This window comes from Xenorhabdus japonica (assembly GCF_900115195.1).
In the GTDB taxonomy this organism is placed as follows: Bacteria; Pseudomonadota; Gammaproteobacteria; order Enterobacterales; family Enterobacteriaceae; genus Xenorhabdus; species Xenorhabdus japonica.
Genome location: NZ_FOVO01000004.1, coordinates 71,922 through 87,934, shown reverse-complemented (window position 1 = coordinate 87,934; position 16,013 = coordinate 71,922). Strand labels below are relative to the sequence as shown.

Below are 16,013 nucleotides of genomic sequence, written 5' to 3'. Positions count from 1 at the left end.
AATAATAGCTTTATTTTTATCCATATTTCCTCTTGCCATTTCCCTCCAAAAGGAATAAAAATACAAAAAAATCGAATAGAAATTCAATCAGAGAGGGGTTCATGAAAGAACGCAGTACTGAATTGATTGAGGCATTACGTCACTCGGTTCCGTATATCAATGCACATCGTGGCAAAACCTTTGTCATTATGCTGGGAGGTGAAGCCATCGCCCATGAGAATTTCTCCAACATCATCAACGATATTGGATTACTGCATAATTTGGGTATTCGTTTAATCGTTGTTTATGGTGCTCGTCCACAAATTGAACAGAATATTGTCGAACACAATTGCCAATCGGTTTACCACAAGCACACCAGAGTAACAGATGCTAAGACACTGGATTTGGTCAAACAAGCAGCGGGATTACTACAATTGGATATTACAGCACGCCTTTCCATGAGCTTAAGCAATACACCATTACAAGGTGCCAATATTAATGTTGTCAGCGGGAACTTTATTATCGCCCAACCTTTGGGAGTGGATGACGGGGTCGATTATTGTCACAGTGGCAAGATCCGCCGTATTGATGAGGAGGCAATCAACCAGCAATTGGATAATGATACTATCGTGCTGATTGGGCCGGTTGCGGTCTCCATCACAGGAGAAAGTTTCAACCTAACTTCCGAAGAAATTGCAACACAATTAGCGATTAAACTAAAAGCAGAAAAATTAATTGGATTTTGCTCATCTCAGGGCGTACTTAATGCTGAAGGTAATACCTTGTCAGAAATGTTTCCCAATGAAGGAGAAGCTCACCTGTGCAAATTGGAAAACACCAGTGATTACTATTCAGGAACCTCGCGTTTCTTAAGGGGAGCAATCAAAGCCTGCCGCCGTGGTGTTCACCGCAGCCATCTGATCAGTTATCAAGAAAATGGTTCGTTGATTCAGGAATTATTCTCCCGTGAAGGTATCGGCACCCAAATAGTTATGGAGAGCTCTGAACAGATACGCCGCGCCAATATCAATGATATCGGTGGCATTCTTGAGCTTATTCGCCCATTGGAGCAACAAGGAATTTTGGTACGCCGTTCACGTGAACAACTGGAAATGGAAATTGATAATTTCACGTTGATAGAACTTGATAATGTCACTATCGCCTGCGCTGCGCTGTATTCGTACCCTGATGAAAAAATCGGGGAAATGGCTTGCGTTTCTGTGCACCCAGACTACCGAAACTCTTCCAGAGGTGAAATATTGCTAAATGCAATTTCCAGTCAGGCTAAGCAGATAGGGCTGGAAAAACTTTTTGTACTCACAACCCGCAGTATTCACTGGTTCCAGGAGAAAGGTTTTGAACCCGCAGGAATAGAGATATTACCCGTGGAAAAACAAGCGCTGTATAACTATCAGCGCCGTTCCAAGATCTTGATGCTGAATTTATAGGGCTATTAATCTTGTTCGAATCAATCTTAGCTATATCAGCCTAGCTACATCGCCTTTTTATTGTGCGGGTTGAACCATTCCACCAACCCGCTTCGCCGCTGTGTAGCTGTAGCCACAGCCTTGTCCAACACCGGTTTATGGGCATAAATAGTCAATTTATCCCTAGCCCGGGTCAAAGCGGTATATACTAATTCTCGACTGATTAATGGTGAATATTGAGTTGGTAACACCAAGGACGTATGCTCAAATTCAGATCCCTGAGATTTATGCACAGTCATCACATAAGCCGTCTCATGTTGAGGCAATCGGCTCGGCTGAAACCCTTTAATCTGCCCATCCGACAACTGGAAATAAGCTTTCAGCTCATTATCCTGATTTCTGAGCATAATCCCGATATCTCCGTTAAACAGCCCGAGAGTACTGTCATTGCGCAATATCATGATAGGACGTCCGACATAACCACGGCTCTCTATATTTTTTGGCAGGGTGATAACACCTTTCCTGTGCAGTAATTGTTCCACTCGCTGATTCAGTCCGGTGACACCAAAAGGGCCTTCCCTTAACGCACACAACAATCGAAAACGGTTAAATTCGGCCAAAATGGCTTTTTCCGATGCCCGTTCATTTACCATCGCCAAATATTGGTAGTAACCCACAGCAGTTTCAGCCAACAGATGTTGATAATCTTCATCCGCTGAAAGTGGATAAAAATAAACATCAGGAAAAGATTGACTCAGCATCGTAGCAACACCCGCACGATCCCCCCGATTCACTGCTGATGCCAATTGCCCAATGCCAGAAGCCGAATTGAAGCGATAGCTTTTACGCAACAGACATAAACAATCCTGCACTACGGAAGCGTTTTCATCAGAATATGGTGAGGAATAAGGTGTCAGCTGGCATCCGGTTAATCTTCCCAACTGTTCGGCACGTTTGGCACTGTAGCCCTGTTCAGCAAAGCGGCAAATATCACCCAATACCGCCCCTGCTTCAACCGATGCCAGCTGGTCTTTATCCCCCAAGAAAATAACCTTCGCCCGTGACGGCAAAGCATCAATCAAGTGAGCCATCATTGGTAAATCCACCATTGAGGCTTCATCAATGATCAAAATATCAAGGGACAACGGATTATCACGACCATAACGCAGTTTCTGGCTATCGGGTTGCGCCCCTAATAAACGATGGATAGTTTGCGCCTGTTCTGGAATGCTACGCCATTGTTCCGATGTCAAATCGAGCTTCTTGACCGCATCCCTAAGTGATTCTGTTAATCTCGCCGCCGCCTTACCTGTTGGCGCTGCCAATTGAATACTTAATTTTTTTCCTTCATGCAATTTGATCAAGGCGGCCAATAACTTAGCCACTGTCGTGGTTTTTCCAGTTCCCGGCCCACCAGAGATCACAGAAATTCGGCTCGTTACAGCCACTGCCGCCGCAACTTTCTGCCAGTCAACGTCTTCTTCGGTAGTGACACCAAAAAGCTCATCCAAAATACGGCGTAACTGAATTTCATCAAAAGTATCAGTCAACTCTACCGCAGCAAAAAAATCTGCCACACGCCGTTCACTTTGCCACATGCGTTGTAAATACAGGCGACAATCAGTCTCCCCTTGATGGGCAAGGATCATTGGTGTAGGAAACTCCCCTATACTCACCGCAGGACAGGCCTGCAATTCAGCCAGTATCTGTTGTGGATCGGGTTCTCCGGCCAAAGACCAAAGCGATACAGCTAATTCAGGTTGCCTGCCTTCAAAAAAATATTTTGGCGAAATTCGCTCCAGTGGCAAACAGACATGCCCCGCTTCTGATTCAGCACTTAACAGCGCCGTAATTAACAGTAACAGAGGGTTTTCATCCTCAATCATCGCATAAGCGAACTGCATATCTAAAGGACGTAGCAACTTCTGGCTCACTGCCTGCTGCAATAATGACATCATGGAATTCATACGCTTTGCTCCTCACCAGCATCACTGAAAAGCGTATCCAGTTCGTCAATAAATTCAAAGGGGGGTAAATAATGGTAGATGCCATGCCCGGGATTATCCTTATCAATACCACGCAGAAACAGGTATATCACACCACCAAAATGCTGACGGTAATCATAATTGGCTAATCGGTGACGTAAATAACGGTGTAGAGCCAGAGTATAGAGTTGATACTGCAAATCGTAACGATGCTCTATCATGGCTCTTGCCATCGCTTCTTGCGTATATGACTGGCTGTTTTCACCCAACCAATTTGATTTGTAATCCACTACGTAAAACTGATCCTGCCAGCAAAAAACCAAATCAATAAAACCTTTTAACATGCCTTTGACCTGATGAAAGGACAGCGGTGCACATTGCGCAGACAGTGGATCATAACGACGAGTCAGGGCATCCATTTCCTTTGAATGCAATAACTTATCCACTGGCAGGTAAAACTGCATTTCACTTTGCTGGAGATGGCGGGGCACTTTGGCAAGCCGCATACCTTGCTCATTCAGTTCTGCATCTAAAATATCCTCTATCCATTGATCCAATACAGGTGCCCAATTTTCATCAAATCCTGATGCAGTCAGTTTTTCCACTAACCACGCTTGATCCGGGGGATTGCCAAAATCCAGATCCTCTAAAATACTATGCAAAAATGTACCCGCAGACGCCCCACGTGGAAAAGTATGCGGAGTCATCTGTAATGACTGTTCTCCCTGCTTTTCACCACGAGCATCAATATCCAGCTTCGGAGAAATGGATTGCACAATCACATCTACAGATTCGCCAAATGCACCGGAATAAGCATGAGAAGCAGCGTGAGAAGCGGAGTATTGTAAACCCGAATAGCTCGTCACCCGCCAGCCATCCCGTACAGAACGTTGAAACCTTCTGGCTTCCAGCGACAAAATATTTTCATTTTGCGAGCACCACTGTGAATCAGAGATATCTTCCACCAGCTTGATCTCTATGCTGTCATTACAAAGTTCATTCAAGCTGTTTACCAATAGTTCCACATCACCTTTCTGTCCCTTTTGCAGCAGGTATCCAAGAGCAGACAAATGCAAATCCGTGTCACCAGTCTTCCCTCTATTCCCTTTGATAAGCGGGGCTACACCAACACTACAGTGATAAACCGATCGCGTTAACGCTACATAGAGCAAGCGTAAATCCTCAGCCAAGCGCTCTTCATCGGCCAGCTCCAGAGCTTCTTTCAACGTTTCATCATCATGGGAAATACTGAGATAAGCTTCAAAGTTATGGCGATCATGATAGACAGCCTGCTTCTGCTTCCTGTAACCACAAATAAAAGGCAAGCAAACCAATGGATATTCCATCCCCTTAGACTTGTGAATAGTACAAATCTGCACCAGATGTCGATCACTCTCCAGCCGTAGCTGCTGGTTTTCTGATTGCGGATTCGGGCGTGAAATCTGTTGTGCCAGCCAACGAGCCACGGCATGTTCGCTATCTAATTGCTGAGATGCCTCCTGCAATAACTCACCAATGTGCATAACATCCGTAAGCCGACGTTCACCATCATCACCAGCCAACAGATTTTCTGCTATCCGATATTTCACCATTACTGCCCGCAACATGGGTAATACGCCACGAGAACGCCATAAACGGGCATAATCATCAAACTCATCAACCAAACGATCCCACGCCATTTCGTCGTGATTCAATTGATCAATTTGTTGTGCACTCAAGCCAAATAAACTGCTGGCTAATGCACTTCTCAATTCACGCGCTTTTTCCGGAGCCAATACCGCCTGTAATAGCCAAAGCAAATCTTTTGCTTCTAACGTATCAAACACACTTTCTCGGTTGGAAAGAAAAACCGATGGTATCTTCAGCGCATTCAATTCATTACGGATTAATGATGCTTCCCGACGATCACGTACCAACACTGTAATATCTGCCGCCATAACCGGGCGCTCTTTTTCTATATGACATAAAAGAGCCTTTCCTTCTTGTCCTGCCTGCAACCAATCCCGTATTTGGGCAGCACACTGTCGGGCCATGCTTTGTTCATATGCCCCTTTGGAAACGCCTTCACCAGGCTGCAACCAAAAACGCAAAGCAGCTTGCTCCTCATCATGAAAAGAAAAACGCAGCCCCTGATTTTTCTCTGCTGCATTAACGTTAATGAATGGGATTTGTTCAAACAAAAATGGGTGTTCTGGGCGAGAAAATAGTTTATTGACCGCTTGCACCATTGATGCAGAAGAACGCCAGTTAATTTCCAGCGTGTAATGGGCCTTAACGTTAGAACGAGCACGAATGTAGGTAAAAATGTCTGCCCCACGAAACGCATAAATCGCTTGTTTGGGATCGCCAATGAGCAGTAAGCCATTTTCCGGCTGTTCACTTTCTGATTGAGGGCAATATATGGCCTGGAAAATGCGATATTGCTGTGGGTCAGTATCCTGAAATTCATCGATCATTGCGACGGGATAGCGCTGCCGAATGGTTGCAGCAAGCTGCTCTCCTCCTGCACGTTGTAAGGCACTGTCCAAACGGGTCAGCAAATCATCAAAGCCCATGTAGCCACGTGTCAGTTTCTCCTGATTAACCGATTGGCGAACTTCCACAATCGCTTTGGAAATGATGATGTCTTTCAATGTCAGCGACTGTTGGTATAAACCATCAATGGCTTCAAACAACGCATGTTTTGGAGCCTCTCCTTTTTTGGTTTTTTCCAATAAGCGGGACTGACAAAATTTATCTAAATCTTTGGGCAGCAGGTAATCTTTGGTAGATAATCCAGCCCATTCAGAAACACTATTCAGCCAATTGGGTAAATACTTTTTGCTGTAGCTACGCTTATCAACACCTGAATTAGTGATCAGCACCTCTAACTCAGAAGCGGCATCATTCCACTGGCACTTTATCGAATCAATCTGTTCAATAATTTTCTGATGGCGGCTAAACAACGTTTCATCACCATCAGGCGCATTGACGATACACGGCATATCTCCGTGTAAATAGTCAGAAATATCTTTCAATAATGCTTCCGGCCCACTCCATATCCGGCTGACTTCCGCAGCAATCGACAATGGCAAGGGATAACAATGACGCCGCCAAAAATCGGCACAGCCTTGTTTACGTAGCTGACTTTCATCCTGAATCAGCGTTTGCTCAAACAATACACCTGACTCAAACGCATTGTGTACCAACATTCGCTGGCAAAAACCGTGAATGGTATAAATTGCAGCCTCATCCATCTGGCGTTCAGCGGCCAATAACCAACTGGCTGCGCTTTCCTTATCAGGAATCTCATCCAGCAATTGCTGGTAAGCCAGATCGCTAACGGCTGTTTCTACCCGTATACAGGCCAAGCGGAGTTGGTGGATGTTTTCACGGATACGTCCGCGTAATTCATCCGTTGCAGCTTCCGTAAAGGTAACAACCAGAATCTCTTCGACATTCAGCGGACGGGAAAAGGCGGCAGAGCCGCCCAATCCCAGTAACAGGCGCAGATACAGTAAGCCTATCGTATAAGTCTTTCCCGTTCCTGCTGAAGCTTCGATCAGCCGCTGACCATACAGCGGCAGTGTTAACGGGTTAAGTTTTATAGCTTTGCTCACTGAGCATTCACCTTGATCGGTAATTGTTTCTGGAAATCTGACACAAAGTCGTAAGTTTTCCAGCCTTTCATCTCAGCATATTGATGAACTGTGCCTTTTTTCCCTGTAATTTGGGAAATCAGAGCCAATCCCTGACGTTTAATAACCGCTTTTTCATAAAACGCAATGAGCTGTGCTTTAGTGGCTTTTTCCATCGCTGCTATGGTTTTCTCACGTGTATCAAACTTAAAGTTATTGCGCCCAAAATCCGCATAATAGCGACCTGCTTCTGAATAGAAAGTTTGTGGTGGTTCACGCATTTCTTTCAGCAGAGATTTTTTATACTGCTCAAACTCAGCATCAGACATCGCTTTCAGCTTTTTATCAGCCTGTTGATAGAAGCTCTGGTAGCGTTTATGCAGGTAATCCGGTTGCTTACTGTTGCTTTGCAACAAGAAACCCAATCCCCACTGTTTACCTATATTTTGGTTGAAAGCAAAAACTGCATAGCCAAGCTGTTCTTTCGTCCTCAATTGATCATAGAACCACTGTGACAAAATGCTACTCAGCAAACTGGAATAAATTTTGCCGCTGATGTGATCATATCCTGTCGGAATATAGATTTCCGCCAATGCATTATCTGTGCTGTTAGCTGTGCCTTTAAAATTAACCGCATAATTACGGTCGATAACAATGCGATTACCAGTCCACCAAACCGTTCCTTGATTAGCGAGTTGCTTCTGTGCTGATTGAACGATGTTAATACTCTGTTGCTCAGTTAAATTACCGAAAACCAGAGCTTGTAAAGCTGAGTGTTGGATCATGCTCTGACGGTATTTCACAATATCATCAACGGTAATGGCATCCAGCACCTTCAATTTTTCTGCCTGTTCAAAATAAGGCACACTAGAAAGGCGAGAAACTGGCTGCATTGCCATTTGGAAGGCGTTGCCATTATTAGCGACTTCCAGTTGTTCCCGATACCATGATTTCGCTTGAGCCAGCTCTTCTTGAGTCGGTGTAAACGAAATATACTGATTAATCGCTGAAGTTAACAACTCTGGTAAATGTTGCGTATAACCACTGACGCCGATTTTCAAACCATCTACATAACCTGTAAAAACGCTCATCCCCCCAACTGAAGCCTGATAACCCAACTGATTAAGTGTAAGTTCAGATAAATAGCCCAATAATGTATCTGAAATCTGATCCTCGATTTTCTTCAATCCATTAGGGTTACGCATCTCCAGTGTAATACTGCCTTTAGGCTCATCGGCAAAATATTGACTCGGCATATACAGCAGGCGAACATTTGGCTTTTCCAAAATCATTTCAGGGTGTTTTTGGCTGCCAGACGTTTTAATCAGGGATAAATCATCAGGAATATAAGGATTCAACTCAGGCAAAGAGAATAAATCTCCCTGTTCGAGTTTTTTCCATTCCGCCAGCTGCTTTGAGGTAATTTTATTGACCTGATACGGAGCCTGTACAAAGTAAGCTTCTTTGTTATGTGGCTCTGTTGGGCTGGTAAACCAAATACGTGCATTTTCAGGTGTTAATTCATCCAAACGGCTGGCTATCGCTTTTGGATTGAAGCCATCTACAACATACCCCGCATCAAAAACATGGGAAATAGGCAATATCAGCATGGCATCAGACAGTCCTTCAATATAGTTCATATTCCGCACGATTGACGCATACTGGAACGACAAATTAAGAACCTTAGCCATTTCATCAAAATAATTCTTGTTGATACCCTGTTGTTTTAGCAGGTTAATGTAAGAAAAAATGGCTGCTATAACTTGATCGCGCTGTTCAAGCCCTTTATCCGTCAGCGAAACATAAATATTAAATGTCCCGGAATTGCCATCAGTTTTTGGATTTGCTCCAGCATTAATGTCTTCGATTAAACCTTTTTTCTGCAACCAATCAGATAACGTATTTTGACTGCGGTTACCGATTAAATATCCGACATATGTATCTGTTTGGCTGCGAAAATCTGCAATATTGTCGGCAATGCTGAATTCCAGTTGCAACGCTTTATGGGGTTGTGCTGGCACATAATGGATAATGATGCCTTTTTCTTTATCTGTTATTGCAGGAACTGTAATAGCAGGCACAGAAGCGTGTCGATTCGGGATGCGACCGAAAGTTTCTGCCGCAATCTGAGCCAATTTATCTATTGATTGATTGCCATACACAACTCCTTTCATCAAATTGGCAGAGTAATAGCTGTGGTAAAAACCAATCAATGCTGTCTGTAATTTGCTGTCAGGTTTATCTTTGAGCGTTTCTAAATTTCCGCCAGCAAAGCGGGCATTGGGGTGGGCAGGATTAATGGTCTCGGAACGGATTTGCCATATACGATGCCCTTCACCCGCACGAGCAATGGTCATTTCATTGTCAACAGCATGGCGTTCACGATCAGCATTCACGGGGTTCAGCAAAGGCTCAGCAAGAGCATCCGCCAGGCGATCAGTCGCTTCTGCTAAGGAATCATTTTCAACTTCCAGATAGAATGCAGTTCGGTTAGCAGTTGTGCTGGCGTTACGGCTTCCTCCATGTTTTTGCAAAAATTCGGCAAATGCTCCCGGTTGAGGATAACGCTTGGAACCCATTAATACCATGTGCTCAAGATAGTGAGCCAGACCAAGCTGATTATCTGGATTTTCCATGTGACCAACCGGAATAGATACGGCGGCCAATGACTTAATCGCTTTTTCATCAGAAACCAACAGGACTGTCATATCATTTTGTAGTTTAATGGCTTTATATTGACGAGGATCGCGCTCACTTTTGTGAATCGTATCTGGCAACGGTTGCCAAGGCAATTGAGCATATGCAGTACCCCCACAAAGTAGCAGAAAGAACATCGTCATGATGCGGATAATATATTTAGGCATAACCTAATATTCTCCCTAATGATTTAAATAATGAGCTACTTGAATAATGAGCCATTTGAATAATAGGCCATAGGCAACAAATAGCTCTGAATTTCACGCTTCATGCGCTCCAAAAGTAATTGATCAACCTGCCGGAAAGTCCGTTGTATGTAATGATCACTACTTTCCCCTTTTCTGTCACGTGTCCCCAACCATTGTTCCATCAATTTATTTTCAGCGCTTTGTTGCGCTTCTTCACTGAAATCAATTTCCCGAGTTTCCTTATTAAAACAGTCAACCAACCATGCACAGCCACTTCGGCAAAACAAGGGGAGAGGCTCAGACATTCCTTGGAGATAGCCCTCAACCATTTGGTTCAGATATTTTTTCGCTTCATCCTGTGCTAGTGGTAAGAAACGGTATTCTGAAACTTTTTTATCTTCCTTCTCTATTTTCCCCTTTTTGCCCGTTCCATACATGCGGCTTTCACTAATACCACCTGAAAAACAATAGGCAAGGTGTTCAATCCATAATTGGATACCATCATTAGCCGTTAAGTTCGCTGGTCGCCAACGTAAAATTCCATCAGGCTGTACCTGATTAATTTTTCCGGTCAATATTACAGTGTCTAATTTTTCATATAGCTCAATGGAAAAAGGTTCTGTTCTCTCTTCACGTACCCTGATAGCCAGTGGCTGCATGGATTCCAGTTGTTCCATCCAGTAAACCTCACCAAAGGAGCCATATGGCAATCCTCCTGATGCACGGAGATGGCAGAACAAAGATTCAGGTGCTCCCTGTTCTATCAGAATGCTTAACAGAAGTTGGTTAAATTGATAACGTTGCAGGTTGTCCAGTACAAAAGGCTCTTCTTCAGGCAACTCCATCTCTTCAATGATGAAGTGCACTTTCAGCCGTTGCTGAAAAAACGCCCTGACAGGATGTCGATAAAAGCGGATCAACTCATCTAATGTAATTTCTTTTACCTCACTGCGATCAAAGCCAATCGGCTGACAAAAATCAGTCGCTGAAACACCTTGCTGTGTCGCGGCTGGCAACCATTCTGCTGCATAACTTTGTGAATAGTGGTCAGGCAAGAAATTTTCCGTTGCAAAAGGCACACGAGTATGTTGTGAAAGTAAATGTTTTCTGACATTTCTGGCACTATCATCAACATTCAGCATTTCATCAGCGGATAAGCAAAAACTCTGGCAAATATAATCCAGTAATTCATTGACCAATACGGATGGATTGCACTCAGTATCATCTCGAATCGATTTACCGATATAGCTAATATAAAGAAATTGCTCAGCCGAAACCAACGCCTCCAAAAAGAGATAACGGTCATCATCACGCCGTTTCCTATCCCCTCGCTGAGTTTTCTCTACCATAAGATCAAACCCAAGGGGTGGTATGGTTCTTGGATAAACCCCATCATTCATTCCCAACAGGCAAACAACCTTAAAAGGAATGGAACGCATAGGCATCAGAGTGCAAAAATTGAGGGAACCTGCAAGGAAGCGCTGGCTGATCTTCTCGTCATCAAAACGAAGCACCAGTTCATCGCGCAGCAGCACCAAAGGAATGCTCTCTCCGTAGTGTGCATTCAGGCCATTATCAATCACTTTTTGCCATTGCTGCGTAATAAGCGCCAGAACCAGTTCGATTTCATCATCCACTTCGAAAAAAGTTTCCAGCAGTTGCGGGCATACCGCTAACCAATCCGCCAATCGTTGTTCTTCGCTCAAAATTTTACGCCAGCGATTCAGTTCCATTAAAAACTCAGCTAATTGCCCGGCTAATTCGGCTGCAAGACCACTAGATTCATCGTAAGGCAAAACCTCATTCCATGGCCCTGCCTGGCTATCCATCGCATAACCCAACAGCATGCGCGTCAAACCAAAGCGCCAAGTATTCTGCCCTGTGGCTGGTAAAGACAATGCTTCAATATTGTCATCATCCAGCCCCCAGCAAATCCCTGATTCTTTTACCCAGCGCCGCAATAAACGCAACCCTTCTTCCTGAATAGCAAATTTATTGGCTAAAGCGGGAACTTCCAATAATGCCAACACCTGCTCTGCCGTAAATCGACTCTGTGGCAGCTCCAGCAGGGTAATGAATGCCTGTAAGACCGGATGCGCCTGACGAACTTTACGGTCAGAAATGGCAAAGGGGATATAACGGTCATCGGGTGCATTGCCAAAAACAGCCTGAATATAAGGGGCATAGCTGTCAATATCCGCCATCATCACAATGATGTCCCTCGGTGTCAGTGCAGGATCATCATCCAATAAATGCAGGATTTGATCCTGCAATACTTCTACCTCCCTCTGCGGACTGTGGCATGAATGAAAAGTCAGAGAGCGATCAGCACAATCAATCGGGCGCTTTTTCAGGCTATTTTTGAAGGTATTTTCTGTAGAGCCAATCTGGGCATGATCTTCAAGATCAAGGATATCCCGCTGGATTTGATGCAAGATAGAGTCAGGCTCCAATTCAACAAAAGCATGAACATCGGAATCTGGCTCCAATTGTGACAGCAGGTAGAGGTTATCCCTGCCCAATTTTCCCCAAGATGCCAGCAATGGGTTATTCAGATCCTGCTCTCCTTCGGCATTAAAAAGCGATGGAGCTTTGTCTGGATCTTTGAATCTTTCCAGCGGTTGGCGGCTTTTATAATGTTTGGGTTTCCGGCTATTTAACTTGGCAAGAAACGCATAACTCTGAATATCTCCCCAATAATATTGGCATGGGTTAGTGAACATAAGATGAAGATCAATATGTTTACCTAATGCTTTGAATACTTGCAGATAGGCAGGGGGTAATGTAGAGATGCCGCAGATGAAAATGCGCGGGGGAAGATTCTCCAATGGAAAATTCCCTTCTTCCAACGTTGTGATAAATCGATGGTATAAATTGGCGCGATGCCACAAGGGTTGTTGTAATTGGCGAGTATATTCTATCAGTTCAAACCATAGCTTTTTTTGCCATAATTGATTGCTGCTCAAGCCGTCAATTAATTGACCTTTTTCCCAATTTTCTAGCCACTGGGGGCGATAAACCAGATATTGGTCAAACAGATCGGCAATCCGGCCAGCCAACTGGTGGATCTTGCGTTTATCAATATCTTGATCAAGATAATGCCTGAGCGCTGAAAACTCCGGCTCCGTCAACAAATCAGGTAGCAGGGTCATCAATTTCCATTTCATGGCATCCTTACTGAAAGCGCCATCTTTGGGAACATCAGGTAATACTTGAGTAAACATCTGCCAGATAAAGGTTGCAGGCAACGGGAATTCCATGTTCGCAGCAATGCCCAATTTTCCTGCCAATTGAATCTGCAACCACTGTGACATCCCCGGGCTTTGAACCAAAATCACTTCCTTGCCAAATGGGTCAGACAAGGGATTATCCCCGATCAATATCGCCATCAACTCCTGAAGAATATCGAGCTGATTTGAATGATAAACTCTAAACATCAATGCTCCCACTTGCACAAAACCAGCGTTCTAATTTACTTGGTGTATTGTAATGTACTGTCAATTTAATCGTTACTCGATAGCATCCCAAAGAGTGAAATTCTCGCTGAAATTCCATTTTCCATCTTTGCTGTATTGCCGCCTCTCCTTCTGTTTTCTTCGGAGCAATCTGGCCTTCCCAACGCTCATATTGTTCCAACTGATCATGGGCATATCGTACCGCCTTAAGCTGCCCCCAATATTGTTGGAAATTGGCTGACAGTGCTTGATGGTAACGCATTAAACCCAATAAAGAGATCGCAAATACGGCAGATGAAACCATAACTTCTGGTAAACTCATGCCCGCTTGTCGCCCAAATAAGCTGTGCATTTTCATAAACAAAATTCAGTCTGAGGAACTGGGCAAAAATCCAGCCAACCACTTTCCACAGGAGCCAGTATCACAGGAGTAAGTGTATCCTGATTTAAGTATTTCATCTGTTTCATCCATTGATAAAGTTCAAGCTTTTCCCCTGATGTGAATTGAGCGATGCCTTTTAATAAAAAAAGATTGCCTGAATAGTGCTTGAGACAACTTTTCAAATTAAATTCAGTTTGTTGCAGACAAAGCCAAGCGCCCATTTCTTGCTGATTAATCGGCCATGATTGAGCTTTTCCCCATATCAATGATGATTCAGCCCGCAGAAAAGCATTCAAATAATTTTGTTCATCCATCATCATGAGCATCGCACTTTCCTGTTGATAATGGAGTGCTTTCAACATCATCAAACTCAGTGCCAATAGCATCATTATTGATACCAGCAAAACATTTCCCTGTTGCTTACCCGCCATATTTTCTTCATATCCTGATATATTTATTCCCTAATATTACGCAGCCGAATTGTCGCTTGATGACGATACACAATTGATGAGGATTTCAACCAATGGGCATTAATGGACAGAGTGATAAAAATTACCCCATTTTTTATCCGTGACTTTTCAAGATGAAAGGCATCAATGACAATCTCTTTTGGATCAAATAATCTTTCCCAACCACCTTCCTGACAATCTCCCACCCCTCTCTTCCACTCAAGAGTCCGATTATTTAAACGATAACCAAAAAATTCAGATTCAATATGATCAGGTTTTTCCCATCGATTATTTAAATTGAGATCAAAAGCAGCAATAAAACAAGAATTAGCGGCTTCCGTATTTTTATTTTTAATTACCAATGGATCACCTTCACACTGTTTTTTCTCCTGACAATAGCCTGCCCGTCGGATATCTTTCTCCATTAAATAGGCCGTTCTATTTACCAAATAATGCAATCTATATTTACGATAGAGATCGAGAATTTGGCCTGATATAACCGGATACGTTTTCGTCATGGCAATAAAAATCACGCTACTGATTAGCAGAGCTATCATTATCTCTAACAAGGAAAATCCTTCCTGTTTTGGTTTAAAACAGAAAATAGTCAGAATCATGGATTTTTTATTCCTTCACAATTAGGAAGTTGGTTAATTGTATTGCTGCATGTCCTAATTCGTCCACGCCCAGAAATTACGACACTAATTTCACCTGCCGAGTTTGCCAGAGTGAAACTCGCTGGCATTGCTGTATTTCTGATCCCATAAAAATCAATGCGATCAGCCGTGGAATATGACAAAAATACATCTTCATGAGGAGAGTTAACTCGCTCCCCATCATTTTCATTGCAATCAGTAATTTTGGTTATAGACGATACCAAGCACCAATGCTGCCCTATCACCAACCATAAGGTACGATCCTGATTCAAATAATTTGCCAAAGCCTGCTGCCTTTCCATAAAAGACAACACATTATGCACTGAAGATTGTAAACGAAGACGATTTTGATATTTTCCCCAATGATACAACCCCCATGATAAACTGATCGAAATGATGAGCATTGAAATCATTAATTCTAACAATGTAAATCCATATTGCTTACTAATACATTTGTACGCCATTATTTCCGACTTATATATCGTTCTCGATGTTGGTCAAGGGAAATATCTACTATTAGAAATAGAATAAACAGTGTCACTGTTTAATTATGCGAAGAGATTTGAAGAAAAAGCAGACGTGTTACTTTTTTACATTTTAATTGCGTGATGCTTCTCAGAATAGTCATATTTCCTTTCAAGATACTTTTTTTTGTTGCAATAACCATTTGTCTAGTTCATTTGCAAACTGCTGGCGATCACGTTGGTTTAACGCAGCAGGCCCTCCCGTGTGGATCCCACTCGCCCGCATCGTATCCATAAAATCACGCATAGTTAGACGTTCACGTATTGTCGCTTCACTATAACGTTGACCGCGCGGATTGAGTGCTATTGCACCTTTTTCGATCACTTCAGCAGCAAGAGGAATATCTGCTGTAATCACTAAATCACCAATTTCTGAGCGACGAACAATTTCATTGTCAGCGACATCAAACCCAGCAGGGACTTGTAATGTACGTAAAAAAGCGGATGCAGGTACACTTAATCGTTGATTTGCTACGAATGTAACCTGTACTTTTTCACGTTCTGCTGCACGATATAATACTTCTTTTATAACTTTAGGACACGAATCAGCATCTACCCATATAGGCATAACAGGTTCCTCTCAATTTCATCTTTTTAGCTATACCCTTCATATTTCAAGTTGCCTCTTTGTTGGCTGAACTCACTCACCCCGGT

Annotated in this window: 10 protein-coding genes; 1 reads left to right on the top strand and 9 read right to left on the bottom strand. The window is 43.3% G+C overall.

The annotated features are described in order from the left end of the window. The first annotated feature begins 101 nt into the window (after window positions 1-101). Window positions 102-1,427, top strand: a complete 1,326-nt coding sequence (argA, locus tag BM135_RS02970; protein ID WP_092517668.1) for an amino-acid N-acetyltransferase — start codon at window positions 102-104, stop codon at window positions 1,425-1,427. A gap of 44 nt (window positions 1,428-1,471) precedes the next feature. On the opposite strand, the gene recD is transcribed toward argA, so the two are convergent. The 9 genes from recD to BM135_RS02925 all read right to left on the bottom strand — a co-directional run bounded on the left by recD (window position 1,472) and on the right by BM135_RS02925 (window position 15,927). After that, the gene (gene recD, locus BM135_RS02965) at window positions 1,472-3,364 is read right to left on the bottom strand and encodes an exodeoxyribonuclease V subunit alpha (protein ID WP_175485925.1); all 1,893 of its coding nucleotides are present in this window, start codon (window positions 3,362-3,364) and stop codon (window positions 1,472-1,474) included. A gap of 5 nt (window positions 3,365-3,369) precedes the next feature. Continuing rightward, window positions 3,370-6,990 (bottom strand): exodeoxyribonuclease V subunit beta, encoded by a 3,621-nt coding sequence (gene recB / locus BM135_RS02960; protein ID WP_175485920.1) that lies wholly within the window; start codon window positions 6,988-6,990, stop codon window positions 3,370-3,372. Then, entirely contained in the window at window positions 6,987-9,872 is a 2,886-nt protein-coding gene (gene ptrA, locus BM135_RS02955; protein ID WP_092517662.1) for a pitrilysin, read from the bottom strand. Before ptrA ends, recB begins: the two co-directional genes overlap by 4 nt. 35 nt (window positions 9,873-9,907) lie before the next feature. Beyond that, complete coding sequence (gene recC, locus BM135_RS02950) at window positions 9,908-13,330, bottom strand: exodeoxyribonuclease V subunit gamma (protein ID WP_092517660.1); 3,423 nt, start codon at window positions 13,328-13,330, stop codon at window positions 9,908-9,910. Next, complete coding sequence (locus tag BM135_RS02945; RefSeq protein WP_092517649.1) at window positions 13,323-13,706, bottom strand: prepilin-type N-terminal cleavage/methylation domain-containing protein; 384 nt, start codon at window positions 13,704-13,706, stop codon at window positions 13,323-13,325. Before BM135_RS02945 ends, recC begins: the two co-directional genes overlap by 8 nt. Beyond that, on the bottom strand, window positions 13,703-14,161 hold the full coding sequence (locus tag BM135_RS02940) for a YgdB family protein (protein WP_245737281.1): 459 nt from the start codon (window positions 14,159-14,161) through the stop codon (window positions 13,703-13,705). The genes BM135_RS02945 and BM135_RS02940 overlap by 4 nt, the downstream gene beginning before the upstream one ends. A gap of 23 nt (window positions 14,162-14,184) precedes the next feature. Next, window positions 14,185-14,796, bottom strand: a complete 612-nt coding sequence (locus BM135_RS02935; protein WP_092517645.1) for a prepilin peptidase-dependent protein — start codon at window positions 14,794-14,796, stop codon at window positions 14,185-14,187. Next, on the bottom strand, window positions 14,793-15,299 hold the full coding sequence (locus BM135_RS02930; RefSeq protein WP_245737279.1) for a prepilin peptidase-dependent protein: 507 nt from the start codon (window positions 15,297-15,299) through the stop codon (window positions 14,793-14,795). The genes BM135_RS02935 and BM135_RS02930 overlap by 4 nt, the downstream gene beginning before the upstream one ends. 172 nt (window positions 15,300-15,471) lie before the next feature. Next, on the bottom strand, window positions 15,472-15,927 hold the full coding sequence (locus BM135_RS02925; protein ID WP_092517641.1) for a YaiI/YqxD family protein: 456 nt from the start codon (window positions 15,925-15,927) through the stop codon (window positions 15,472-15,474). Between the last annotated feature and the right edge of the window lie 86 nt (window positions 15,928-16,013).

Coding starts and splice junctions, on each gene's coding strand:
- argA (WP_092517668.1), top strand. CDS start 102: ATGAAAGAACGCAGTACTGAATTGATTGAGGCATTACGTCACTCGGTT.
- recD (WP_175485925.1), bottom strand. CDS start 3,364: ATGATGTCATTATTGCAGCAGGCAGTGAGCCAGAAGTTGCTACGTCCT.
- ptrA (WP_092517662.1), bottom strand. CDS start 9,872: ATGCCTAAATATATTATCCGCATCATGACGATGTTCTTTCTGCTACTT.
- recC (WP_092517660.1), bottom strand. CDS start 13,330: ATGTTTAGAGTTTATCATTCAAATCAGCTCGATATTCTTCAGGAGTTG.
- BM135_RS02945 (WP_092517649.1), bottom strand. CDS start 13,706: ATGAAAATGCACAGCTTATTTGGGCGACAAGCGGGCATGAGTTTACCA.
- BM135_RS02940 (WP_245737281.1), bottom strand. CDS start 14,161: ATGGCGGGTAAGCAACAGGGAAATGTTTTGCTGGTATCAATAATGATG.
- BM135_RS02935 (WP_092517645.1), bottom strand. CDS start 14,796: ATGATTCTGACTATTTTCTGTTTTAAACCAAAACAGGAAGGATTTTCC.
- BM135_RS02930 (WP_245737279.1), bottom strand. CDS start 15,299: ATGGCGTACAAATGTATTAGTAAGCAATATGGATTTACATTGTTAGAA.
- BM135_RS02925 (WP_092517641.1), bottom strand. CDS start 15,927: ATGCCTATATGGGTAGATGCTGATTCGTGTCCTAAAGTTATAAAAGAA.